Raw genomic sequence first — 25,677 nt, 5'->3', positions numbered from 1 at the left:
GGTGTTTATATACTATAGACGTTTTCGAATGGTACGAAACTTAACCAGACTACTTTTAAAGTAGTTTAGAGAATATAATATTGGAACATCATTTTCTGTATAATGGACTTGTTTTAATAACATTAACCCATCTTTTGGATCTGAATTAAGGGTTTCTGAAATATAGGGTTCATAGCTAATTGCTTCAATTTCAGTCTCAGCATAAGCAATTTCCTGCCCTATCTCAGATTCAATTACTTTTAGAATTGACATTTGTTGATCGTGTTGACTAAATTCCTTCATTACATCTGCTGCTACTTTATCCAAACAGTAAACGACCGGTTTATCATCAGCTGTACGGATTCGTTCTATTACTGTCATGTTGGAATCTGAAGGCAGGTTCATGATTTTCATATCCTCGTACGAAACTTTTTCTTCCCCTAAACTTAGAAAAATTGTACCATGTTGATAACCTTTTTCAGAAATCATACGACCAATACTTAAGAGCTCATCAAGTGGATAAAAAAAAGGTTGAGGCACCTTAACATGTGCACCTTCTTCAAAATTTTCAGTTACGATTTGTTCCGTAACTAGTTCACGAATAGCCTCTTCAACATCATCAGTCGATACATCACAAGATTTAGCTAAATCGAGCACACCTGGTAAAGCATCACCAGGTTTTAATTGCTCGTTGTCAATATTTTTCAGGATCCATTCTTTTACTTTGTTAATATTAGGATTTACAGACATGAATTAAACCTCACTTTCGTTAAAATCAATTAATACTTGCCGTGGCTTACTTCCCTTTTGGGGACCAATAACTTGATTATTTTCTAAATCATCCATAATTCTTGAAGCACGATTATACCCTATTCGAAATTGTCGTTGCAGTAATGATGTACTGGCTCTTTGTTTTTCAACAACGAATAAGTAAGCATCATGATACAGTGGGTCATCACTTTCTGAAGCTGATTGCTCAGATTGATGGTCTGGCTCCATTTCTTTAACGTAATTAGCTTGTTGTTGTTTAACAACATAATCTACAACTTTTTGTACTTCACTATCACTTAAAAAGGCACCTTGTACACGCGTTCTCGATGATCCACCATTTTTAATAAATAGCATATCACCTTTACCAAGTAACTTTTCTGCCCCGCCACTATCGATTATCGTTCTAGAGTCCGTTTGTGAGCTGACAGCGAATGCGATTCTGGATGGAATATTGTTTTTGATTAAACCTGTAATAACATCTACTGACGGACGTTGAGTTGCGATGATTAAATGTATCCCTGCAGCACGTGCCATTTGCGTGATTCGCGTGATTGCAGTTTCAACATCTTTACCTGCAACCATCATTAAATCAGCTAACTCATCAACAATTACTACAATATAAGGTAGTAATGGTTCCTTTTCATCTAAATCTTTATTTTTAGTCTTAATAAACGCGTTATACCCTTCAATATTTCTTGTTCCTGAATGTTGGAATAAATCATAACGACGTTCCATTTCACTTACAACTTTCTCAAGTGCTTGTGATGCTTTGTGTGGATTTGTAACAACGGGCGTTAATAAATGAGGAATACCATTGTATACATTAAGTTCCACCATTTTAGGATCAATCATCATTAATTTGACTTCATGTGGTTTGGCATTTAACAAAATACTAGTAATAATCCCATTAATACATACAGATTTACCGCTTCCCGTTGATCCTGCCACAAGTAAGTGTGGCATTTTATTTAATTCTGCTGTGATAGGTTCACCTGATATATCTCGGCCAAGCGCGACTTCTAATTTGTTAGCTGTTGGAAATCGCTCATCTAAAACTTCTTTTAAAGTGACTAATGCTATTTTAGAATTTGGCACTTCAATTCCGACAGCAGACTTTCCTGGGATTGGGGCTTCGATTCGTATATCTTTAGCTGCGAGAGCCAATGCGATATCACTATGTAAATTAACAATCCGACTCACCTTAACACCTTGAGCAGGTTGTACTTCATATTGTGTCACGGCAGGTCCAATTTTAATTTGTGTTACTTTTGCTTTTACCCCAAAGTTATTTAACGTCGTTTCTAAAAGCTTCCCTTTTCTTTGAACTTCGGCTTTAGAAGTTGTTGCTTGTTTTTTTGGTGTATCTAGAAGTGACAACGGTGGCAACTGATATGCATCATTTTCAACTTCACCTGCTTCAGAAATTGAACCTTCACTTTGAACTGCTTCTGTTTCTTGACTTTGTACATTAGTCCGTTGTTGCGTTCTAGATTTCTTATTACTCCGTGATTGTCTTGATGGAAGATTCGTATCTTCATGAGCATTCTCAGTTGATGTTTCTTCTGGTACATCATTACTTGCTTTTGAACTAAAAATAGGAATATTCGGATACTCTGATACTTCTTGTACTGTGTCATGCGTTTGTACTTCTGGGAAATCCGAAACATCTTTTACTTCTTCTTTTTGCTCAATTTGTTGTTGGCGCTTAGCTTCTCGTTGTTCTAAACGTTTTAATCTTCTATTTTCACTATGGTTTTGATAAGAGGTATAAGCTCGAGCGAGATGATTTTTGGTTTGAGACGCAAAAACTTTTGACACATCTCTGTGACGTTTCTTACGTAATAAGATAACGCTTGAAATTAATAGTAAAATTGCAATGAACACAACGCCCACGATTGAAATAAGCGGTGTTAATAATTCTACTAAATAGTATCCTATTAATCCCCCACCAAAATTTGGCAATATAGATTTTTGATATTGCTGATACACAAATGATAGTACAGGTTCACGTTTAGCTTGTGTACCACCAAAGATCAAATAAATAAGCTGACTGAATAATAGTAATGCAAAAGCGAGTACAATTGATCCTGATAATCGTCTTGTTTTAGGTAGTTTGCCATTATAAGCTAAAAATCCAGTTGCTAACATCAATAAAACATAGATTAAGTAGCGTGGCCAACCAAATAAATAATTAAAAAAACTATCTATGGCAACGCCTACTATACCTAACTGAAAAATACCTAATAACAAAAGAATCACAAAAATGATTGCCAATCCAAAACGTAACGGTGTATCGTTCTTCTTCTTTTGAGCAGTACGTCTTTTAGTATTAGATCGCTTCGTATTACGTTTTTTCGCTTTGGGCATTCATTGTCACCTGCTTCTTTCTCAATTTGATACTGATTAAAATGAGAAGGGGCTGGAACATAATAATTGATGCTTTGAGCACCATTCATAGTGCCTCAAAAGCAGGATTTTGTCCCAACCTCTTACATCTTTTTGTTCAATGTTCTGTACTTAATTTTACAAAATGACCTAACCGACTTTTATTTAAATTTCTGATATCACAGGGATAATCATCGGACGTCTTCTTGTGCTCTCGAATAATAATTTACTAATTTGGTCACGCATGTTTTGTTTCATTTCAGACCATTCAATACGTTTTTCTTGAAGTCCTGCTTCTACGATTTCACGTACTTTTTCTTCAGCTTCTTTTAATAAAGCTTCACTTTCTCTCACATAAACAAATCCTCGTGATTGAATTTCAGGACCTGCCGCAATACGTTTATTTTTAGGATCTAATGTCACAACCGCGATAAAAATACCATCCTCAGCGAGTAAATGACGGTCTCGTAAAACGATATTACCTACGTCACCTACACCAATACCATCAATTAAAACATTACCCGCATTTACTTTCTCATTTAACAGCATATCTTTATCATCAAAGTTAATAACATCACCTGATTCAGCTAAGAAAATCTTTTCGGCTGCAACTCCACTTTCACTAGCAAGTTTTGCGTGAGCGATTTGCATTTTAAACTCACCTTGTACTGGAATGAAATATTCAGGTTTCATAATATTTAACATCATTTTTAATTCTTCCATACAACCATGGCTTGAAGCATGAATCTTTTTATTGTTTGGTAAAATATGAGCCCCTGCTCTGACTAATTCATTTAATGTATTGCCGATAATGACTTCCATATTAGCAGAAGCGGTAATTGCTAAAAAGACTGAATCATCTTTTTCGATGTTCATAATTTTATGTTTTTGACGTGCCATTTGACTTAAAGCTTCGATTGGTTCACCCTGCATACCAGTTGCAATTATAATCACTTCATTTTTAGGATAATTTTCAACTTCATTAATTGGAATTAATAAGTCTTTTGGAATATTAAAATATCCCATTTTGCGGGCTATATTAAATGAACTTTCAAGTGAACGCCCTAAAAATGAAACTTTGCGTTTTAATTTGCTAGCAATATTTAAAACTTGTTGAATACGAATGAAGTTAGATGCATAACAAGACACAATAAGACGTCCGCGCACCTTCGCAAATGCATCAAACATATGACTTTCTATCACATTTTCTGGTGTATTATACCCAGGTTTTTCAGCTTCTGTAGAATCACTTAATAAAGCGAATACGCCAGATTCACCAATCTCAGTCATTTTCTTTAAGTCTGGTGCATAGTGACCGTGTAAACTTTGATCAAATTTAAATTCACCTGTGTACACAATGGCACCATAAGACGTATGAATACATACACCTAAACTATCTGGAATACTATGCGTTGTATTAAAAAATGTTACATTAACGCCTTTAAAACGCATCACTGATTCATTATTGACCACATAATATCGAATTTTTTTATCAATCTGACGTGCTTTTAAACTTTCTTTAACAAGACCAATCGTAAGCTTTGAACCATAAACAGGTGCATCCAGTTGTTCTAATACATATGAAACAGCACCTATTGCATGCTCATGACCATGAGTTAAAAAGATTCCTTTGAGTTTATGTTTATTTTCCAGTACATATTGAATGTCAGGAATGACGATATCTACCCCGAGCATTTCATCTTCAGGAAACATAAGGCCGGCATCCAACATAAACATTTCGTCATCAACTTCTACAATATACATATTTTTCGCAATTTCGCCGACTCCTCCGAGTGGAATGATGCGAATATTTTTATTTTTTTTCTTTACTAAATTCAAGATTTTACCTCCTAGATTAATATAACCCGTCCATTGTACATTCATATTTTATTATAGTTGAAATTTCAATGTCTGTACACTATTAATACAATGGTACGTGAGTTTAATATGTATAACAATTAAATGACTATAAAGCGTTGTATAACCGTTCAAGTCAATATTTAGTGTAGTTAAAAAGCAACTTCACATTGAAGTGTGAAATTGCTTACCATCTACCTATGTTCATGTAAAAATTTAGGACACCAAACTGTTTCAATTAGTGTCCTAATCGAATATGTTTTCTATTCTTATAATAATACTTTGTGAGACGCATTGACGCGACCTTGTTTGTCAATTTCAGTAACTTTAACTTTTATTGTGTCGCCAACTTTGAGTACATCTTCAACTTTGTTAATACGTTCATTAGCAATTTGTGAAATATGCACTAGAGCATCTTTTCCTTTAAATAATTCCACAAACGCTCCAAATTTTTCAATACGTTTGACAGTTGCATCATAGATTTGGCCGACTTCAGCTTCTCTTACAATCGTTTCAATCCACTGACGAGCTTGTGTAATCATATCTTGGTCATTTGAACCAATGTAAACTGTTCCATCTTGTTCGATATCAAGTTTAACACCCGTTGCATCGATAATTTCATTGATTTGTTTACCACCTGGTCCAATAACATCACGAATTTTTTCTGGTTTAATTGTAATAATTTCAACTTTAGGAGCATAAGCACTTAATTCTTTGCGTGGTTCCTCAATTGTACCTAGCATATGTTCTAATATCGCAAGACGTCCAACACGTGCTTGTTCGAGCGCTTCTTCAATGACTTCTTTTGTTAACCCATCAATTTTAATATCCATTTGTATTGCTGTAATACCATCTTTAGTTCCAGCAACTTTAAAGTCCATGTCACCTAAAGCATCTTCCATACCTTGAATATCAGTTAAAATTGTATAACTTTCATCACGAGTAACTAAACCCATTGCGATACCAGCAACAGGTGCTTTAATTGGCACACCAGCATCCATTAACGCAAGCGTTGAGCCACAAATTGAAGCTTGTGAAGAAGATCCATTAGATTCGAGTACTTCACTTACAATACGTACTGTGTATGGGAAAGTCTTCTCATCAGGAATGATATATTTTAACGCACGTTCACCTAATGCGCCATGACCAATTTCACGTCGTCCTGGTGCACGCACTGGTCCTGTTTCACCTACTGAAAAATTAGGGAAGTTATAATGATGCATAAAACGTTTTTGTTCTTCTTCGCCCAATCCATCAATAATTTGATACTCTGAAATAGAGCCTAACGTTAAAACAGATAATGCTTGTGTTTGACCACGTGTAAATAACCCAGACCCATGAGCGCGTGGTAATAAACCAACTTCAGAAGATAATGGTCTGATTTCATCTGGTTTACGACCGTCTGGACGTACTTTTTCATCAGCAATCAAACGTCTAACCTCTTCTTTAATCAGACTATCGACAATTTGACTTACTTCTGATAATAATGTTTCATTGTCCTCATCTTCTTCATTTTCATAATTCGAAATAATCTCTTGTTTAATCGTTTCGATGTTAGCTTCACGTTCTTTTTTATCGAAAGTTTGAATAGCAGATTTTAGTTGCTTTTCTTCAGTTAAAGTTGTAACTTCATCAATTAATGCTTGATTTTTCTCTTCTGGAATAAACTCTTGCTTTTCAGGTTGGATATGTGCGATGATTTCTTCTTGAAATGCACATAAACGTTTAATCTCTTCATGTCCAAAGAAGATTGCTTCTAACATTTCAGATTCAGAAATTTCACTTGCACCAGCTTCAACCATATTTACTGCATCTTTGTGTCCAGCTACTTCTAAATCAAGTCGTGACTTTTCCTTTTGTTCTAAATTAGGATTGATGACATACTCACCATCAACATAGCCAACATTCACACCAGCAATTGGGCCTTCAAATGGAATATCAGAAACACTTAGCGCAACTGAGGATCCAATCATTGCAGCCATTTCTGGTGAACAATTAGGGTCTGCACTGAGTACAATATTCATAATCTGAACATCGTGACGATATCCATCTGGGAATAAAGGACGAATAGGACGATCAATTAAACGAGCTGTTAGTGTTGCTTCATCACCAGGACGTCCTTCTCTTTTTTTGAAACCACCTGGGATTTTACCTGCAGCGTACATTTTTTCTTCATAATTGACCGTTAATGGGAAGAAATCTCCATCTCTTGGTTCTTTTGATGCTGTTGCTGTAGATAACACAACTGTATCTCCATAGCGCACTAATGCTGCACCATTGGCTTGTTTTGCTAATTGTCCCGTTTCAATCGTTAACGGTTGGTTCGCCCACTCCGTTTTAAATACCTTTTTCTCTTGAGACATGATAAATCTCCTCTCTCACTGTTTAAACATTTCGTAGCTTGTTTCTTTAAATATTATATCTTACATCTATCGTGTTTAATAGTAAAAAAAGAAAGAAACCAAAAATGGTCTCTTTCTCTCATGTAAACAACGCGTTAAATTAAAATTAACGACGGATACCTAATGATTTAATTAATTCACGGTAACGTTGAATATCTTTGTCACGTAAGTAGTTTAATAAGTGACGACGACGACCTACCATTTTTAATAAACCACGACGAGAGTGGTGGTCTTTTTTGTGAATGCGTAAGTGGTCGTTTAATGCTGTGATTTCAGCAGTTAATACCGCGATTTGAACCTCTGGAGATCCAGTATCTGATTCATGTGTGCGATATTCTTTAATAATTTCGTTTTTGCGTTCTTGTGAAATTGCCATTATCAATTTCCTCCTTAAAATAGTGTGATACCTTAATCTGAGTCAGGCGTCGGAGTCTCAACCTACCAAGATTAAGGTCGTAATGCTAACTATGATTAGACCTTAAATATTATACGATACCTCATCGCCAAAATCAACAGCTAATAAATATTTCGCACGTTCTTTATCTTGATTCATTTGAGCAACGAGTGGATCGATACCATCAAATTTAAGTTCAGGTCTTAAATAATGATGCCAATCAATTACAACACGCTCACCATAAATATTTTCATCAAAATCAAAAATATTGACTTCAATCACAACTTGCGGAAGGTCGTCGTGGAAAGTAGGTTTGACACCAACGTTACATACGCCACGATATACTTTATCACTAGATCCAATTTTCATACTCACTGCGTATACACCTTTTGCGGGTAAAACATAATCGTCAGATGGCTGAATATTTGCAGTCGGAAAACCAATTGTTCGACCACGTTTTTCTCCTTGTACGACTGTACCTTTAATTCGATATCTATATCCTAATGCTTCATTCGCTTCAGATAGATTCCCCGTTAAGAGTGCTTCTCGAATTGCCGTTGTTGAAATTTTTTCGCCATTTAAATCTTGTTTACTCACTGTGATACATTCTAAATGGTCAAAGTACTCTTGCATCATCGCCATATTACCTTTTCCATATTTACCAAATGTAAAATCAAAACCAGCAATAATTACTTGAGCATGATTTTTAATCAAGTAATCTTTCACAAACTCTTCTGGTGAAACATCCGCAAATCTAGATGAAAAATTAACTACAATACAATAGTCGATATCTTTTTCTTCTAACATTTCAATTTTATCTTCAAGTGGTGTAAGATACGTTGTTCTTTTTTGTTTTGGATTTAATACAACTGAAGGATGCGGATCAAAAGTCATAATGGCTTTTTTTAAACCTTTTGCTTTCGCCACCTCATCCAGTTTTTGAAATAAAGATTGATGCCCTAGATGTAATCCATCAAAAAATCCTAAGACAATCGCAATATCTTCATGTATTAATTGATTTTCTTGTATAGGATGGGTAATTTCTATTACTTCCATAATGCTAAATCTCCTTTAGTGAAATACCTTTTTTGGTTTTATTTCATTATCGTGTTTAGGATGCACTTCATAAATTGCTAAAACGCGTTCAGCTTCATTATCCCACATTACAATTTCGTGCTCAAATGGTGTCTTAACAATATGTTTTAGTAATTTTTGTCCGTTTAAAATACGGTTTTTAAGTGTAGCATCTTTAACTTCATATCGAGGTAATGCTTTTAAACCATAAATCATTGGGAATAGTTTAGATTGCAACTGTTTTTCATCATGTAAGGATTGAATTGATTCAATTGTGAATGCTTGATTCAATTCAAATCCTCCACTCATTGTACGCGTGAGTTTCGACATATGTGCAGGATAACCTAACGCTCGTCCAATATCTGTTGCTAAAGTACGAATATAAGTCCCTTTTCCACAACTCACTTCTATTTCAAAAGTCATGATATTCTGTTTAAATTGTAACTCAGAAGTACGCTCTATGTGAGTAATACGCACTTTCCGTTCCGGGCGTTCAACTATTTCTCCGTTACGTGCATACTCATATAATTTTTTTCCATTCACTTTGACAGATGAATACATAGGTGGTATTTGAGTGATGGTACCTTGAAATTTCTGAAGTATTTCATCCACCTCATTGGCTGTTAAATCATTAGGAGCGATGTTCTTTTCTTCCAAACGTTCTCCTGTTTGATCTTCAGTAGTTGTTGAAAAACCAACTGTTACTTCAGCGTGATACGTTTTACCCATGTTCATTACATAATCACTGACTTTAGTCGTTTGTCCAATACAAATTGGTAAGACGCCATCAACTTCAGGATCAAGCGTACCTGTATGCCCTATCTTTTTAGTTTTTAATATTTTACGTAATTTAAAAACAATATCATGACTTGTCAAACCTCTTTCTTTGTAAACAGGTAAAATGCCATTATACATAGAATCCCTCCTCACACAAAAAAGGATACGTTATCTGACGTTCCTTACTGTCAAAAACGTATCCTTATGAATGTGTTAATCTTTTTGGTGTAACTCTTGGATAAGACGCTCAATACGATTACCATAATCGATAGATTCGTCATATTCAAATTGTAAGTCAGGTACTATTCTCAAACGCATACGCTGTGCTATTTCAGTTTTCAAGAAACCTTTTGCTTTTTCAAGACCTTTAAAAGTATCTTCTCGCTCTTTATCATCACCAAGTACTGTAAAATAAACCTTTGCTAATGATAAATCGTTTGTAGGTTGAACATCTGTAATTGTTAAAAATCCAACTCTCGGATCTTTAAGTTTGTTATTGATGACATCCATCAATTCTTGTTTCATTTGTTCACCAACACGTTCAGCTCTCATATTCATTTTGTATCACCTCTTTTACTGTGAAAACATCATTTTCATGTTAATATCTTATCTTTCTACTTCAACCATAAGATATGCTTCAATAACATCGCCTTCTTTGATGTCATTGTATTTTTCAATCGTGATACCACATTCATATCCTTGTGTGACTTCTTTGGCATCGTCTTTGAATCGTTTCAATGTGTCAATATTACCTTCAAATTGTACGATACCGTCACGAATGACACGCACACCTGAATCTCGTGTGATTTTACCTTCAGTAACGTAACAACCTGCAATAGTACCCACTTTAGATACTTTGAAAGTTTGACGCACTTCTGCTTGACCAATAACTTGCTCTTCAAATTCAGGGTCAAGCATACCTTTCATTGCAGCTTCAATTTCTTCAATCACGTTATAAATAACGCGGTGTAAACGCATATCTACATTTTCCGCTTCAGCTGCACGTTTAGCGCCAGCATCAGGACGTACGTTAAAGCCAATGATGATACCATTTGATGCATTCGCTAACGTAACATCTGATTCATTAATCGCACCTGTTGCTGTATGAATAATGCGAACGTTAACACCTTCTACATCGATTTTCATTAATGAAGCGGCAAGTGCTTCTACTGAACCTTGTACGTCACCTTTAATAATCACGTTAAGGTCTTTCATTTCACCTTGCTTCATTTGTTCGAATAAGTTATCAAGTGAAACATTTTTACTTTCTTGACGCTGTTGAATAATACTTTCTTCTTCACGTGCTTCACCAATGCGACGCGCTTTTTTCTCATCTTTAAATACAACAAAACGGTCACCTGCTTGAGGTACATCATGAAGACCAGTAATTTCAACCGGCGTTGATGGCCCTGCCGATTTAATACGTTTACCTAAATCGTTAACCATCGCACGAACTTTTCCGTGTGTGTTTCCGACAACTAATGCATCTCCAACATTTAATGTACCATTTTGTACTAATAATGATGCTGCTGGTCCACGTGATTTATCCAGTTCTGCTTCAATCACAGTACCTACTGCCGCTTTATCTGCATTTGCTTTTAATTCTTGAACTTCTGAAACTAAAATAAGCATTTCCAATAAGTCATCAATACCATCACCACTTAATGCAGATAACGGAACGAAAATCGTATCGCCACCCCAATCTTCTGGGATTAAATTATATTCAGCTAACTCTTGCATAACACGATCTGGATTTGCTGTTGGTTTATCAATCTTATTCACTGCTACAATAATCGGCACTTCAGCAGCTTTAGCATGGTTGATTGCTTCAATTGTTTGAGGCATTACACCATCATCTGCTGCAACCACTAAAATTGTGATATCAGTAACTTGAGCACCTCTTGCACGCATTGTTGTAAATGCAGCGTGACCTGGTGTATCTAAGAAAGTAATTTTTTTGCCTTTATTTTCAATTTGATATGCCCCGATATGTTGCGTAATACCGCCAGCTTCTCCTTCAGTGACACGCGTATTTCGAATCGAGTCTAATAAAGTAGTTTTACCATGGTCAACGTGTCCCATAATTGTAACAACCGCTGGGCGCTCAGTAGCATCTTCATCTTCTTCAACATCTTCAAAATAAATATCTAAATCATTATCATCAACAATGACCTCTTCTTCTAGCTCAACGCCATAGTCTGATGCCACTAGCTCCAGTGCTTCAATGTCAAGAGATTGATTTATATTTGCCACAATACCAAGTAAGAATAATTTTTTAATAATTTCAGATGAATCTACGCCTAATTTTTCAGCGAGTTCACCTACTGTAATGCCTTCAGTATATGTGATTTTTGAAGGTAATTCTTTAGGCTCTTTAGGTTCAGGTTGTTTATTTTGTTTCTTATTATTTTTACCTTTAGTATTCTTTTTATTATTCTTGTTGTTTTTACCTTTAGCGTTATTTTTTTGATTTTTATTATTTTGTTGTTTTTTCTGATGATTGGATTGAGTAGTTGATTTAGATTGTCCATTGTTAGCTTTATCTTTTTTAAAGACTTTATCTAATTGTTTTACTTGATCTGCTTCTAATGCTTGCATGTGGTTAGAAACTTCAACACCATTTTTCTTTAATTCATCAATAATATCTTTACTTTTTATATTTAACTCTTTTGCATATTCGTAAATTCTTTGTTTAGTCATTAAACCACTCCTTTAATTAATCATCGATCATTGATATTAACTTTCGAGCAAAACCTTGATCGGTTATACCTATGTGGACACGTGCGTTTTTCCCTAAAGCATGTCCGAGTTCAACGCGATTACTTATAAGTCGATAAGGTATTTGAAGGGCATTACATTTTTGAATCATTTGACGTTGCGTTTGTTCAGAAGCGTCTTTTGCAATTAAAACTAGCTTTAGATTATGCTTCTTTAATTCTGATAAAAGTGCCGCTTCTCCGGATTTGACTTTACCTGCACGCATGGCAAGCCCTAAAAAGTTTAAAAATTGCTGATTCATTTTGTTGGTATCTCTTCTCTATAAATTAATCTAATAATCTCTTTATAAACCGGTTCTAAAGTCTCAGGTGAAACTTTGAAAAACTGTTCGAGCTTCTGCTCTTTTTGTGCTTTTTCAATAAGTTCAATATCTTTAGATACATACGCGCCACGACCTGGTTTTTTCCCAGTCGCATCAGCCGAAATTTCGCCTTCTTTATTTTGTACAACACGAATCATTTCTTTTTTAGGCTTCATTTCATTTGAAAGGATACATTTGCGCATAGGAATTTTACGTTTTTTCATCAAAATCCCTCCTTACTTCTCCTCACTTTGATCTATAACGTCCTCAGTTTCAGGCGCTTCGTAATCATCAGAGAAAATATCAGATTTACTTTCTTCTGAAGCGGATGGTGTTTCTGTTTGACCAATACCTAAAGCTTTAGCATCACTTTCAGATTTAATATCGATTTTCCATCCTGTTAATTTAGCTGCTAATCGTGCGTTCTGTCCTCTCTTACCAATTGCAAGTGACAATTGATAATCAGGTACAATTACAGTAGTTGATTGATTTTCTTCATCTACAATGACATCAATAACTTGTGAAGGACTTAATGCATTACTTACAAATGTTTTCGGATCTTCACTCCATTGTACGATATCGATTTTTTCGCCACCAAGTTCTTCAACCACTGCTTCTACACGTGCGCCTTTTGCACCGACGCAAGCTCCAACTGCATCAATATCAGGATTAGACGCGTAAACACTAATTTTAGAACGATCTCCTGCTTCACGGGCAACTGATTTAACTTCTACAGTTCCTTCGTAAATCTCAGGAACTTCTTGTTCAAATAAACGTTTGAGTAATCCTGGGTGACTTCGAGAAACAAATATTTGTGGTCCTTTTGTTGTTTGTTCAACCTTGTTTACATATACTTTGATACGTTCATTTGGTAAATACGTTTCATTTGGACTGCGCTCAGCTTCAGATAATACCGCTTCTGTACGTCCTAAATTAATATAAACATAGCGATGATCGACACGATCAATCACGCCTGTAACAATGTCTTCTTCTTTATCGATAAACTCTTCATAGAGAATCTCACGTTCAGCATCACGTAAACGTTGCATAACTGCTTGTTTTGCTGCTTGAGCACCTACACGACCAAAATCTTTAGGTGTGACATCTTCTTCATAGATATCTCCTACTTCATATGCTGGATTTTTAACTAAAGCTGTAGATAAGTCTACTTCGTCACGATCATCATTAACTTCTTCTACAACCTCTTTACGGGAAATGACGTGGAAGGTACCACTGTCTAGATTCAATTCAACACGTACGTTACGTGCACTATCATAGTTCTTTTTGTAAGCCGTAATTAAAGCAGCTTCAATCGCATCAACTAATACTTCTCTTGGGATTTTTTTCTCTTTTTCTAAATACTCGGTAGCTAATAATAATTCATTACTTTCCACTCAATCTTCCTCCTTACAATCTTACAGCATTACAGCGTGTCTAGCTTTTGCAACTTTATCACGTGGAATTGTGATGTGTTTTAATTTTGATTTGACTTGAACTTCTAAAACAATCGCTTCATCTGAGACATCTATTAAACGACCAAGCCATTCCTTTTCACCTTCAACAGGTGCATATAAAGATACAAATATAGGCTGATTTACAGCATTATAATAATCTTGTTCTTTTTTTATTGGACGCTCAGCGCCTGGTGAAGAAACATCTAAATAGTACGCTTGTGGAATTGGATCATGCTCATCCATCACTTCGCTAATACGTTCTGAAGCCAGTGTACAGTCATTTAAGTCCACGCCACCTTCTTTATCAATTGCAATACGTAAGTAATGGTCGCGCCCTTCTTTGACAAATTCCACATCAACGAGTTCATAATTCAATTCGTTTAAGACTGGATGAATTAATGTTTCAACTTGCTCTGTAATTTTACTCATACGAGCCCCCTTATCACTATTAACAAAGAGAAAAGAGCGGGTCATACCCACTCTTCCTCCTTGAGTCTATTTTATACGCATTATTATTATAGCATAATCAATATAGCTCTACAACAAACTATCATTGTCGAATATTGCTACATATCAAAAATAGAGAGTTGTGCTTTGTCTGGCATATCAGGTAATGACCCTAATTCATCGAGATAGTCAATAATTTTTTGAGATACGCCTGCTTTTTTATTTAAATCTTCTTTAGATAAGAAAGGACCATCTTTACGTGCTTCTACGATACGTTTTGCTACGTTTTCACCGAGTCCCGGTACGGCGATAAATGGAGGAATTAATGTATCATCCTCTATTATAAAATCAAAAGCTTCACTTTTTTCAAGATTCACAGGTTGCATACGAAAACCTCGATGAGCCATTTCATTCATAATTTCAAGAACTGTTAAAACATCTTTTTCTTTTTTACCTAAGTCCATATAGCGTGAATACATATCTTTCACTGTTTCACGAATGCTATCTTTATCCTTTATCATAGTCAGTAAGTCAAAGTCTGAAGCGCGGACGGTAAAATAACTTGCATAATAATATAAAGGATGATGTACTTTAAAATAGGCGATTCTAAAAGCCATTAACACATACGCTGCTGCGTGCGCTTTTGGGAACATGTATTTGATTTTTTTACATGAATCTAAATACCACTCCGGAACATCATTATCTCTCATGATGTCTTCCCACTCTTCAGTCAGGCCTTTACCCTTACGTACAGATTCCATAATTTTAAAGGCAAGAGACGGTTCTAAGCCTGCATACATTAAGTACACCATAATATCATCACGACAGCCGATACAACTTGATAATGTACATGTACCGCTTCGAATTAATTCTTGAGCATTTCCTAACCATACGTCTGTACCGTGGGATAATCCTGAAATTTGTACCAGTTCTGAAAATGTTGTAGGTTTAGTATCTTCAAGCATTTGTCGTACAAATCCGGTACCAAATTCTGGTACACCATACGTGCCTGTTTTGGATAAGATTTGCTCTTCAGTTACACCTAGCGTTTCAGGCGAACTAAATATCCCCATTGTTTCTTGGTCATCAATTGGAATCGTTTTAGGATCAATTCCCGATAAATCTTGTAACATTCTAATCATTGTTGGATCATCGTGCCCAAGAATATCTAATTTCAACACGTTATCGTGAATAGAATGGAAGTCAAAGTGCGTTGTCATCCATGGTGAGTTTTGATCATCAGCTGGATATTGGATTGGCGTAAAATCATAAATGTCCATATAATCCGGTACTACAATAATGCCACCTGGATGTTGTCCTGTCGTACGTTTTACACCCGTACATCCTTTAACTAAACGGTCTACTTCAGCGCCACGCTTATGAATACCTTGGTCGTTGAGATAACCCTTTACAAAACCAAAAGCTGTTTTTTCTGCAACTGTACCGATTGTTCCTGCACGGTAAACATATTCATCACCAAATAGCACTTTTGTATAATTATGTGCATGAGGTTGATATTCACCACTAAAGTTCAAGTCAATATCTGGAACTTTATCTCCTTTAAACCCTAAAAATGTTTCAAATGGAATATCTTGGCCTTCTTTGATCATTTCAGTGCCACACTCACATGTTTTATCAGGTAAATCAAATCCTGAACCTACTGATCCATCATTGAAAAATTCGCTTTTTTTACATTTTGGGCATATATAATGTGGTGGAAGCGGATTAACTTCAGTGATTTCTGTCATAGTTGCGACAAAACTTGATCCTACTGAACCACGTGACCCTACAAGATAGCCGTCTTCTAATGATTTTTTAACAAGTCGCTGAGAAATCAAATAAATAACCGCAAAACCATTACCAATAATACTCTCTAATTCTTTTTCTAAACGATCGATTACAATTTGAGGTAATGATTCACCATATAATTTTTTGGCATTATTATAACTCAGTTCACGAATTTCTTCATTCGCCCCATCCATATTCGGTGTATACAATTTATCTTTGATCGGTACCACTTTTTCAATACGCTCAGCAAGTGCTCTGGTGTTATCAACCACAATCTCTTTAGCACGTGCTTCGCCTAAGAAGTGAAATGCATCTAACATTTCATCCGTTGTTCTAAAGTGTGCCTCTGGTAAAGTTGTACGGTTTAGAGGGTTGCCTGGTTGAGAAGCAATTAATATACGTCTAGCTATAGCATCATGTTCATGCATGTAGTGCACATTTCCTGTTGCTATAACTGGAATTTGATTACTTTTACCCACATCTAAAATACGTTCATAAATTTCAACAAGTGTTTGGTTATCGCGAATCAATTCACGATCTAACAAATCTTGATACAACTCTGGCGGTTGGACTTCAATATAGTCGTAATACTTGGCGATACGCTCAACTTCTGACTGGTCACGTTGCATAACAGCAGTAAATACTTCACCTTCATCACATGCTGTTCCAACTAAAATACCTTCTCGATGTTCATCTAATAAAGACCTTGGAATTCTTGGTGTTCGATAATAATATGTGACGAGTGACTCACTCACAATTTTGAATAGATTTTTTAAACCTGTTTGATTTTGAACGATAAGTGTTACATGTTGTGGCCTTGCTCTTTTATATGCATCTTCATTCGACAACTTTTGATTGATATCTAAATGATTGTGCACTCCTAGTTCTTTGAGTTGTGCAAGCATTTTTATAAAAATGTATGCAGTTGCTTCTGTATCATAAATAGCGCGGTGATGTTGTGTTAATTCTACACCGTACTTTTTAGCTAAAAAGTTCAAACCATGCTTTCCGTAACTTGTATTGATTGTACGAGATAACTCTAATGTATCTATTACACCATTATGGGAAGGACCAAAACCGAGTCTTTCATATCCAGTGTCAATAAACCCCATATCGAATGATGCGTTATGCGCTACAAAAATAGCATCTCCGACCCACTCTTTGAACTCAGTCAATACTTGTTCAATTTCTGGTGCATTTTTTAACATATCATCATTAATATGCGTCAAATTTTTAATTGTTTCTGTTAATTTCTCATGTGGATTACTAAAACGTTCGAACTTATCAATAATTTCGCCATCTTTAACTTTAACTGCAGCAAGTTCAATGATTTTATCATATTGGTTGGATAAACCTGTTGTTTCTACGTCAAATACAACATAAGTCGCTGATTTCAAATCGACATCTGTAGGTTTATAAGCAATCGGAACGCCATCATCAACGAGCATACCTTCCATGCCGTAAATCATCTTAATGCCATGCTTTTCAGCTGCTACATGTGCATCTGGATAGGCTTGCACACCATTATGATCAGTCACTGCAATGGCTTCATGACCCCATTTTTTTGCTTGAGCAACATATTCACTAATATGCGACACACCATCCATCTGACTCATAGACGTGTGTAAATGAAATTCGACTCTTTTCTCATCTGCTTTATCTTGTTTAGGTGAGCGTTTAATTTCCTCAATATCCGTCATCATCATTACTAAGTCACGTATAAATGTATCTTCTTCGATCCGTCCTTGCGCTCTTACCCATTGACCTTCAGATAATGCTTTAAAATGCTCTAAATCATCTTTGTTTTTACGCGTAAACATTTTTAATACTAACGAATCCGTGTAGTCAGTTACTTTAAGCTCTACAATATGTCTTCCACTTTTCAGTTCTTTTAAGTTGATATCAAAAATTACACCCTCGATAGCAACTTTAAATTCTTCTTCAATAATAGACTCTATAGGTCTCACTTGTTCAGCATGGATTGGTTTACCAATTTGACATTTATCTACACTTGATTCATTTTGTGTCTCTTGTTTGGCGCGTTGTACTTTCATTTTTTCAATTTTTTCACTTGCCTCTTTCGCACTTTGTTGATCTTCTTGTTGTATGTGTGCTTCAAGAGAGGCCAAGTCATTATCATGACTTGAATCATCTGTTTCAAATACAACACGATTAATATCAAATCCCGAACGCTTCATCGCTTTCACAAGACTTCCATTACAAGCCTTATCAAAATGATCACGTTCTACATCGTTTTGTACAAGTATTTTTACTACAGATCCAGAAATTATCAGTTTCTTTTGTTTGAGTTGTCCTTTAACCTTTGGAGATAATTGCGTCTGTTCGATACACTCATTAAAATATTTCAAAATATACTCGTCTTGGTTGGATACATCTTGTATATTAAAAAAACAGTCCACCTTTGCGATGTGGCTAAAAGACTCTTGCATGGCATGCGTAAAAATAGCGTAGTCTTCATAATTCAGAAAATGTGGGAGTGTAATATAAAACGTCCACTCTCTTAACTTTTCAGATACGTCAATACGTGTAAGCTCACCTTGTTCTACAATATCGCGATCAAAGTGATCTGTTAGTTTTAATTGCTTCAGTAAAATTTTAAACTTCTCTTGATTTTGTAATGCCACATTTAAAACCACCTTCAATTTTTCCACCATTTATTGTATGCCTTTTGATAAATTTAATCTAGCACGATGCATACATAAAGAGAAGTGACTGATTTTATCACAACCTCACCATTAAATCAGCCACCTCTTTAAAAATGAATCAATTACGTTATCGTATTATCGTTAAATGATAACACAATTGAATGCATTATTTAAATATTTAATTTTAATCATTAAGTTGTTGAATGTAATCTGCGAGCTCATTAATGTGAACATCATTACTTTCACCCGTATCACGACGTTTCACTTCAATAATACCATCTCCAGCATTTTTACCAACAACAACTCGAACAGGAATACCTATTAAATCAGCATCATTAAATTTAACACCTGCACGTTCTTTGCGATCATCATATAAAACATCATATTCTTTTTGTAACGTTTGATATAATTCATCGCCTAATTCACGTTGATCATCTTTTTTAGGGTTGATTGTAATTAAATGAATATCGTATGGTGCCACAGATTTTGGCCAAATAATGCCTTGATCATCATGGTTTTGTTCGATAATTGCACTTAATGTTCTCGACACACCAATACCATAGCAACCCATTGTTAACGTCTGCTCACGACCTTGGTCATTTAATATGGTTGCTTTCATAGGTTCAGCATATTTTTGTCCGAGTACGAATACTTGGCCAACTTCAATACCTTCTGCAAATTTAGCTTCACCTGAGCCATCTGATAATGGTTCACCTTCTAAAATAAATCTAAAATCATGGAAACATTCAACAGAAAAATCGCGTTCTAAATTAGCATTAATATAATGATAGTCATCTTCATTTGCACCAACTACAAAATTATCAATATCTTGTATAAATGCATCAGCATAAACTTTAATATCTTTGTCTGTAATTGGTCCTAATGAACCTGGTTTTGCCCCGAGTAAGTTTTGAATATCTTCATCTGTTGCCATCACAACATCATCAGTTTCAAAGACACTTTTTACTTTAACTTCATTCACTTCATGATCACCACGCACTAAGATCATGACATACTCACCCTGTACTTTAAAAATCATCGTTTTAACAATTTGACTTGGCGAAACATTTAAAAATTCAGCTAAGTCTTGAACCGTTTTAACATTAGGTGTTTCAACTTTTTCTAAAGAGTTTTCTGTTTCTCGCGTTCGTTCAGATGGTGTATAAATTACCTCTGCTTTTTCAATGTTAGCAGCATAATCGCTATTGTCACTATACACAATCGTGTCTTCTCCTATAGCACTTAATGCATGGAATTCATGTGTATGGTTACCTCCAATAGCACCTGAATCTGCCATAACCGCACGAACATTTAATCCTACACGGTTAAAAATTCGATAATATGCGTTATACATATCGTTGTATGTTTTCATGAGCGAGTCTTCGTCTATATGGAATGAATACGCATCTTTCATGATGAATTCACGTCCACGTAGTAACCCAAAACGTGGTCGTTTTTCATCACGGAATTTTGTTTGTATTTGGAATAATGTTAGTGGTAATTGTTTGTACGAACGTAATTCATTACGAATGAGTGCTGTGACAACTTCTTCATGTGTAGGTCCTAATGCAAATTCTCTTTGATGACGGTCTTTTAAACGCATTAACTCTGGACCGTACGCCTCCCAACGTCCAGATTCTTTCCAAAGTTCAGCATGTTGTAATACAGGCATAATCACTTCAACAGCCTCAATACGTTCCATTTCTTCTCTAATAATTTCTGAAATTTTTTGAATGACGCGCGTTGCAAGCGGTAAGTAACTATATACCCCTGCAGCATTTTGTTGGATTAGCCCAGCTTTGAGTAATAATTGATGACTCAAAGCTTCTGCTTCTGCTGGTACTTCTCTTAATGTAGGTATAAATACTTTTGATTGTTTCATTCTATTGTTCCTCCTTCATGCTACAAGAAATAGCGTTGTATATCATTCCATGTGACAAGTATCATAATAATTAAAACAAAAATTGCACCCGCTGCAATAATTGCAGTCTCAGCTTTTTTATTCGCAGGTTTTCTAAAAATAGCTTCATAAATCACAAATAATATTCTGCCTCCATCAAGCGCAGGAATTGGTAATAGATTCATGATACCAAGGTTAACACTCAACATAGCAGTCCAACTAATCAAATTGATAATACCAGTTTTAACAACAGTATCTACATTTTTATAAATTCCGACTGGACCATTAAGCATATCGAAGCTAAAATCACCTGTAAAAATACTTGCTAGCATCGCACCTACAGCTATAAAAATCACTTTCCCAAATCTTAACGTTTCTTGAAAACCGTAAATTAATGGTTCAATCAAAGTACGTTCTCTTGTAGGCAGAAAGCCAAGTTGATACTTTACTTCTTTTTTATTTTTAGAGTATTGGAGTTCTAATTTTTTGGGCGAAAATGTTTTCTCTACGATGTGATGATCTCTTTCAAACTTAACTGTAGCTTGACTATTTTTAGTAGCGCTAAGTGCGCCTTCTACATCTCTAAAGTGATGAATAGCTTTCCCGTTAATTTCTTTAAGTGTATCCCCTTTTTGTAACCCAATTTTCTCTGCTGGAGACTGAGGCATGACTTTATCTACTGTAGTTGTAGGAGCCCCTTGATAATACGCCAAACCAATTAACAACACTAAAGCAAGTAAAAAGTTAAACAACGGTCCAGCAAAAAGTGTAAGAAACTTTTGATACGGCTTCTTATACGTAAATTGTCTATCTCTTGGAGCAATCTGAATAAGACTTCCGTTTTGTACAAAAAATGCTTTGCGTGCAATAGAAAAGCGATGACGTTCATCGTCATATGATGTAATACCTTCTATAAATAATTCATCTTTCAAATCTATTTTTTTAACTTCTAATGCTTCAATTTGTTGAAACTTGTGTTGATCATCTAAAATGATATGTGTGACTTCGTTTGATTCATTTAATTTTATTCTCACATGCATGCCAGGTTGAACAGGATCGTCTTCCAATCCATCTCCTGCCATTCGAACATAGCCACCTATTGGCAATAGTCGAATAGTATAAAGTGTTTCGTCTTTGCGAAAACTTAAAATTTTAGGTCCCATACCGATTGCAAATTCAGGACACATAATACCTGCTCGTTTAGCAAAATACATATGACCATACTCATGTACAGAAACAAGTACACCAAAAACAATAATAAAGGCAATGATTGTTACAAACATCTAGGCGCCCACCTCATAATCTTTAGTTTTATAGTATTCATCTAATTCTAAAATTTGTTCTAAAGTTGGATGTTCGATAACTGTATGAGCTTCCATTTCCTTTTCAATCATACGTTCTATATCTAAAAATCGTATTTCTTTATTAAGAAACTTCGCAACGGCAACTTCATTGACAGCATTAAGTACAACAGGCATACTACCACCAATTCGAATCGCCTCATAAGCATATTTCAAACATTTATAACGCTCTAAATCCATTTTTTTAAAGTTGAGTTGAGCCACTTCTGCAAGATTTAATGATGGTGCATCATGACTAAGTCGTTTGGGATATGTAAACGCATATTGAATTGGCATTCTCATATCTGGTGTGCCTAATTGAGCCATAACACTTGTATCTTCAAATTCCACCATTGAATGAATAATGCTCTCCTTATGCAAAATCGTTTCAATTTGCTCAAGTTCTAAATCGAATAACCATTTTGCTTCAATCACTTCAAATCCTTTATTCATCATTGTGGCAGAATCAATTGTTATTTTATTACCCATAGACCAATTAGGATGATTTAACGCGTCTTCTACAGTTACATCCTCTAAGTCTGCACGAGATAAGTCACGGAAAGACCCACCACTTGCTGTAATAACTACCTTCTTCACTTGCTTAACATCTTCACCATTTAAGCATTGGAAGATAGCAGCATGTTCAGAGTCGACAGGCAAAATATTGACGTCATATTGTTTAGCATGCGCCATGACAAGCTCACCAGCAACAACAAGTGTTTCTTTGTTTGCTAGTGCGATATCTTTACCACTCTCGATCGCTTTTAAAGTAGGTTCAAGTCCCACACTTCCTAATAAAGCATTCAACACAATATGACTATCAGATAAGGTCGCTACCCGCTTCAACCCTTCAATGCCATGTACAACTTCTATATTATAGTGTTTTAGCGCTTCAATATCTGATTCGTTTTGAACAGATACCATTGTTGGATGAAATGTCTCAATAATCTGTTTTGCATAATCTATATTCTTACCAACTGAAAAACCAACTAACTTGAATTGGTCTGGATGTTGTTCGATTACATCAATAGCTTGTTTTCCTATAGAACCAGATGCACCTAAAATGACAATGTTTTTTTTCATATTTTTCACTTCACTTTACATTTGGATTAAGAAAATATTAAGTAATGGTAGTACAAACATAAAACTATCAAAACGATCTAAAATACCACCGTGCCCAGGTAATAATCTACCAGAGTCTTTGACACCAAAGTGACGTTTGAATCCAGATTCCACTAAATCTCCTAATTGACCAAACGTACTTAATACTAACGTCATGATTAATAACCATATAATATTAATTTGTAGGGGTGCAAATATCATGAATACGAGTGGAACGATTAAACTACAAATCATTCCCCCCACAAACCCTTCAATTGTTTTATTTGGGCTTATCACAGGCCATAGTTTTCGCTTTCCGAATGATCGACCAAATATGTATGCGCCTGTATCTGTTAACCATACTATGAGTAACCCAAATAAAATATATTCCAAGCCAGCTTCACGTGTTTCATAAAAATACATAAACCCTATGCCAACATATGCTACAGACATTAAACAAAATGCCGAATCCATGAAGCTAAATCTATTCTTTGACATAACGGTATAACTTAAAATAATGAAACTCATTGCTATAAGATATCTTTGTTGTAATAATGACACCCAATGTCCCATATCTTGTGGCAACATGACGACAATTAAAGCCAATGCACTAATCAATCCTGGTATGGAAATTATTCGAATACGATTCATATTAAGTAATTCTTTTAGTGCTATCAACGCTAAAAGAAATGTAAAATACATCCATATTGAACCTCCTATAAGGAGTATGGGTAAAAATATAACTAAAGCTACAATTGTAGTAATCGTTCTTACCTTCATAACGCGCTCCTATCTACAATCCCCCAAATCGTCTTTGGCGTAATTGATATGTTTTTATGCACTCTATTAAATCTGTCTCCTCAAAGTCAGGCCATAGTTTTTTATAAAATATAAATTCACTATAAGAAAGTTGCCAGATTAAAAAGTTGCTGAGACGTTGCTCTCCAGACGTTCGTATCAACAACTCTGGATCAGGATAGTTGGCTGTCATTAAATAGGACTCAAATAGTGATTCATCAATTGTATCTATCGAAAAATCAGCGTTTTCACGCGCATCTTGAATCAAATGACGAACACTATTTATAATTTCAGCACGTCCACCATAATTTATCGCAAATATCAATGTTAAACCATCGTTTTGTGCCGTTTGAGATTTTGCTGTTTCAATCGCTTGTATCGTTTTTTCTGGTAATTGATCTGTAAATCCAATTGTTTCTACTCTTACATTTTTCTCAATAAGCTCAGGTAGAAAAGAATTTAGAAAGTTCACAGGTAGACCCATGATATAATTAACTTCTTCATTGGGTCTCGACCAATTTTCAGTAGAAAACGCATATAGTGTTAAGTATTTAACGTTTAATTGATGAGCTGCACGCGTCACTTTTTTTATCGTTTGCATGCCTTCATAATGCCCCTTAATTCTAGGCATCTTACGTTGTTTAGCCCATCTACCATTTCCGTCCATTATAATTGCGATATGTTCAGGTATATTATGTAAGTTTAATGTTTCTTTTTCATTTGGTTTGTTTACTTTTTTCTTAAATCTCTTAAACATACGTGTTCCTCCGAGCTATTCGTCTCCCAAGTATTATAATCTTTTTAGAATACAATTATCTACCATTTTATCATATTCAGGTACCCCATTGAATAAGCAAATAAAAAACTGTACCAAAGTCGTATTCGGTACAGTTTTTTATCAGATACTTATACAGACATTACGTCGTTTTCTTTTTCTGAAACTAATTGATCGATTTCTTTAATTGCATCATCAGTTACTTTTTGGACGTCATCAGAATTTGAACGTAATTCGTCTTCTGAAATCTCACCATTCTTCTCTTGTTTTTTAAGAGAATCATTCGCATCACGACGAATGTTACGTACAGATACTTTTGCCGCTTCGCCTTCTTTTTTAACTTGTTTCACAATTTCTTTACGACGCTCTTCTGTTAATGCTGGTACATTAATACGAATTACTTCTCCATCACTAGAAGGTGTTACGCCTAAGTTCGCCGCTAAAATTGCTTTTTCAATGTCTGCTAATGACGTTTTATCATATGGAGAAACAACGAGTAAACGTGCTTCTGGAACATTGATACTTGCAAGTTGTTGTACAGGCGTAGGCGCGCCATAGTAATCCACTTCAACACCTGCTAATAAGTTAGAATTCGCACGTCCTGCATTAATTTGTGCAAGCTCACGAGATAAGCTTTCAATCGATTTTTTCATACGTGATTTAGCATCTTGAACGATTTCATTCATATTT

20 protein-coding genes are annotated in these 25,677 nt (G+C 35.3%); all 20 read right to left on the bottom strand.

Features of this window, described 5'->3' with window-relative positions:
* Nucleotides 1-12 precede the first annotated feature (12 nt).
* Nucleotides 13-729, bottom strand: a complete 717-nt coding sequence (locus tag HHH54_RS04780) for a GntR family transcriptional regulator (RefSeq protein WP_198617704.1) — start codon at nt 727-729, stop codon at nt 13-15.
* Nucleotides 730-732: 3 nt separating this feature from the next.
* Nucleotides 733-3,117, bottom strand: coding sequence for a DNA translocase FtsK (locus HHH54_RS04775; protein ID WP_198617703.1), 2,385 nt, complete (start codon nt 3,115-3,117; stop codon nt 733-735).
* Between the two features lie 183 nt (nt 3,118-3,300).
* Entirely contained in the window at nt 3,301-4,974 is a 1,674-nt protein-coding gene (rnjB, locus tag HHH54_RS04770) for a ribonuclease J2 (RefSeq protein WP_198617702.1), read from the bottom strand.
* A 287-nt stretch (nt 4,975-5,261) separates the two neighbouring features.
* The gene (pnp, locus tag HHH54_RS04765) at nt 5,262-7,355 is read right to left on the bottom strand and encodes a polyribonucleotide nucleotidyltransferase (protein WP_198617701.1); all 2,094 of its coding nucleotides are present in this window, start codon (nt 7,353-7,355) and stop codon (nt 5,262-5,264) included.
* 145 nt (nt 7,356-7,500) lie between these two features.
* Nucleotides 7,501-7,770, bottom strand: coding sequence for a 30S ribosomal protein S15 (gene rpsO / locus HHH54_RS04760; protein ID WP_198617700.1), 270 nt, complete (start codon nt 7,768-7,770; stop codon nt 7,501-7,503).
* 102 nt (nt 7,771-7,872) lie between these two features.
* On the bottom strand, nt 7,873-8,844 hold the full coding sequence (locus HHH54_RS04755) for a bifunctional riboflavin kinase/FAD synthetase (RefSeq protein WP_198617699.1): 972 nt from the start codon (nt 8,842-8,844) through the stop codon (nt 7,873-7,875).
* A 15-nt stretch (nt 8,845-8,859) separates the two neighbouring features.
* Nucleotides 8,860-9,777 carry a tRNA pseudouridine(55) synthase TruB gene (gene truB / locus HHH54_RS04750; protein ID WP_198617698.1) on the bottom strand — a complete coding sequence of 306 codons (918 nt, stop codon included), beginning with the start codon at nt 9,775-9,777 and terminating at the stop codon, nt 8,860-8,862.
* A 75-nt stretch (nt 9,778-9,852) separates the two neighbouring features.
* Nucleotides 9,853-10,197: a 30S ribosome-binding factor RbfA gene (gene rbfA, locus HHH54_RS04745; protein WP_198617697.1), complete on the bottom strand. Its 345-nt coding sequence runs from the start codon at nt 10,195-10,197 to the stop codon at nt 9,853-9,855.
* 48 nt (nt 10,198-10,245) lie between these two features.
* Nucleotides 10,246-12,339 carry a translation initiation factor IF-2 gene (infB, locus tag HHH54_RS04740; RefSeq protein ID WP_198617696.1) on the bottom strand — a complete coding sequence of 698 codons (2,094 nt, stop codon included), beginning with the start codon at nt 12,337-12,339 and terminating at the stop codon, nt 10,246-10,248.
* Between the two features lie 16 nt (nt 12,340-12,355).
* A complete protein-coding gene (locus HHH54_RS04735; protein WP_198617695.1) occupies nt 12,356-12,658 on the bottom strand; it encodes a L7Ae/L30e/S12e/Gadd45 family ribosomal protein in 303 nt (100 codons plus the stop codon).
* Nucleotides 12,655-12,942 carry an RNase P modulator RnpM gene (gene rnpM / locus HHH54_RS04730; RefSeq protein WP_198617694.1) on the bottom strand — a complete coding sequence of 96 codons (288 nt, stop codon included), beginning with the start codon at nt 12,940-12,942 and terminating at the stop codon, nt 12,655-12,657. Before rnpM ends, HHH54_RS04735 begins: the two co-directional genes overlap by 4 nt.
* A gap of 12 nt (nt 12,943-12,954) precedes the next feature.
* On the bottom strand, nt 12,955-14,112 hold the full coding sequence (gene nusA, locus HHH54_RS04725) for a transcription termination factor NusA (RefSeq protein ID WP_198617693.1): 1,158 nt from the start codon (nt 14,110-14,112) through the stop codon (nt 12,955-12,957).
* Between the two features lie 21 nt (nt 14,113-14,133).
* Entirely contained in the window at nt 14,134-14,601 is a 468-nt protein-coding gene (gene rimP, locus HHH54_RS04720) for a ribosome maturation factor RimP (protein ID WP_198617692.1), read from the bottom strand.
* 137 nt (nt 14,602-14,738) lie between these two features.
* Nucleotides 14,739-19,082 (bottom strand): PolC-type DNA polymerase III, encoded by a 4,344-nt coding sequence (locus HHH54_RS04715; protein ID WP_232796246.1) that lies wholly within the window; start codon nt 19,080-19,082, stop codon nt 14,739-14,741.
* Nucleotides 19,083-19,257: 175 nt separating this feature from the next.
* The gene (locus HHH54_RS04710) at nt 19,258-20,955 is read right to left on the bottom strand and encodes a proline--tRNA ligase (RefSeq protein WP_198617690.1); all 1,698 of its coding nucleotides are present in this window, start codon (nt 20,953-20,955) and stop codon (nt 19,258-19,260) included.
* A 20-nt stretch (nt 20,956-20,975) separates the two neighbouring features.
* A complete protein-coding gene (gene rseP, locus HHH54_RS04705) occupies nt 20,976-22,256 on the bottom strand; it encodes an RIP metalloprotease RseP (protein ID WP_198617689.1) in 1,281 nt (426 codons plus the stop codon).
* Nucleotides 22,257-23,396 (bottom strand): 1-deoxy-D-xylulose-5-phosphate reductoisomerase, encoded by a 1,140-nt coding sequence (dxr, locus tag HHH54_RS04700; protein WP_198617688.1) that lies wholly within the window; start codon nt 23,394-23,396, stop codon nt 22,257-22,259.
* 15 nt (nt 23,397-23,411) lie between these two features.
* Complete coding sequence (locus HHH54_RS04695) at nt 23,412-24,194, bottom strand: phosphatidate cytidylyltransferase (RefSeq protein WP_198617687.1); 783 nt, start codon at nt 24,192-24,194, stop codon at nt 23,412-23,414.
* A gap of 13 nt (nt 24,195-24,207) precedes the next feature.
* On the bottom strand, nt 24,208-24,969 hold the full coding sequence (gene uppS, locus HHH54_RS04690) for an undecaprenyl pyrophosphate synthase (protein ID WP_198617686.1): 762 nt from the start codon (nt 24,967-24,969) through the stop codon (nt 24,208-24,210).
* A 149-nt stretch (nt 24,970-25,118) separates the two neighbouring features.
* Nucleotides 25,119-25,673 carry a ribosome recycling factor gene (frr, locus tag HHH54_RS04685; protein ID WP_198617685.1) on the bottom strand — a complete coding sequence of 185 codons (555 nt, stop codon included), beginning with the start codon at nt 25,671-25,673 and terminating at the stop codon, nt 25,119-25,121.
* Between the last annotated feature and the right edge of the window lie 4 nt (nt 25,674-25,677).

This window comes from Staphylococcus canis, assembly GCF_016238445.1.
Taxonomy (GTDB): Bacteria; Bacillota; Bacilli; order Staphylococcales; family Staphylococcaceae; genus Staphylococcus; species Staphylococcus canis.
The sequence above is the reverse complement of the archived record's forward strand: the minus strand, read 5'-3'. Positions and strand labels throughout refer to the sequence as shown.

Bases quoted from the DNA above. Each gene is read 5' to 3' on its own strand.
- rbfA (WP_198617697.1), bottom strand. From the start codon at position 10,197: ATGAATATGAGAGCTGAACGTGTTGGTGAACAAATGAAACAAGAATTG.
- rnpM (WP_198617694.1), bottom strand. From the start codon at position 12,942: ATGAAAAAACGTAAAATTCCTATGCGCAAATGTATCCTTTCAAATGAA.
- infB (WP_198617696.1), bottom strand. From the start codon at position 12,339: ATGACTAAACAAAGAATTTACGAATATGCAAAAGAGTTAAATATAAAA.
- frr (WP_198617685.1), bottom strand. From the start codon at position 25,673: ATGAATGAAATCGTTCAAGATGCTAAATCACGTATGAAAAAATCGATT.
- HHH54_RS04695 (WP_198617687.1), bottom strand. From the start codon at position 24,194: ATGAAGGTAAGAACGATTACTACAATTGTAGCTTTAGTTATATTTTTA.
- HHH54_RS04775 (WP_198617703.1), bottom strand. From the start codon at position 3,117: ATGCCCAAAGCGAAAAAACGTAATACGAAGCGATCTAATACTAAAAGA.
- truB (WP_198617698.1), bottom strand. From the start codon at position 9,777: ATGTATAATGGCATTTTACCTGTTTACAAAGAAAGAGGTTTGACAAGT.
- HHH54_RS04735 (WP_198617695.1), bottom strand. From the start codon at position 12,658: ATGAATCAGCAATTTTTAAACTTTTTAGGGCTTGCCATGCGTGCAGGT.
- HHH54_RS04710 (WP_198617690.1), bottom strand. From the start codon at position 20,955: ATGAAACAATCAAAAGTATTTATACCTACATTAAGAGAAGTACCAGCA.
- HHH54_RS04755 (WP_198617699.1), bottom strand. From the start codon at position 8,844: ATGGAAGTAATAGAAATTACCCATCCTATACAAGAAAATCAATTAATA.
- rpsO (WP_198617700.1), bottom strand. From the start codon at position 7,770: ATGGCAATTTCACAAGAACGCAAAAACGAAATTATTAAAGAATATCGC.
- uppS (WP_198617686.1), bottom strand. From the start codon at position 24,969: ATGTTTAAGAGATTTAAGAAAAAAGTAAACAAACCAAATGAAAAAGAA.
- HHH54_RS04715 (WP_232796246.1), bottom strand. From the start codon at position 19,082: ATGGTGGAAAAATTGAAGGTGGTTTTAAATGTGGCATTACAAAATCAA.
- rseP (WP_198617689.1), bottom strand. From the start codon at position 22,256: ATGTTTGTAACAATCATTGCCTTTATTATTGTTTTTGGTGTACTTGTT.
- pnp (WP_198617701.1), bottom strand. From the start codon at position 7,355: ATGTCTCAAGAGAAAAAGGTATTTAAAACGGAGTGGGCGAACCAACCG.
- HHH54_RS04780 (WP_198617704.1), bottom strand. From the start codon at position 729: ATGTCTGTAAATCCTAATATTAACAAAGTAAAAGAATGGATCCTGAAA.
- dxr (WP_198617688.1), bottom strand. From the start codon at position 23,396: ATGAAAAAAAACATTGTCATTTTAGGTGCATCTGGTTCTATAGGAAAA.
- rimP (WP_198617692.1), bottom strand. From the start codon at position 14,601: ATGAGTAAAATTACAGAGCAAGTTGAAACATTAATTCATCCAGTCTTA.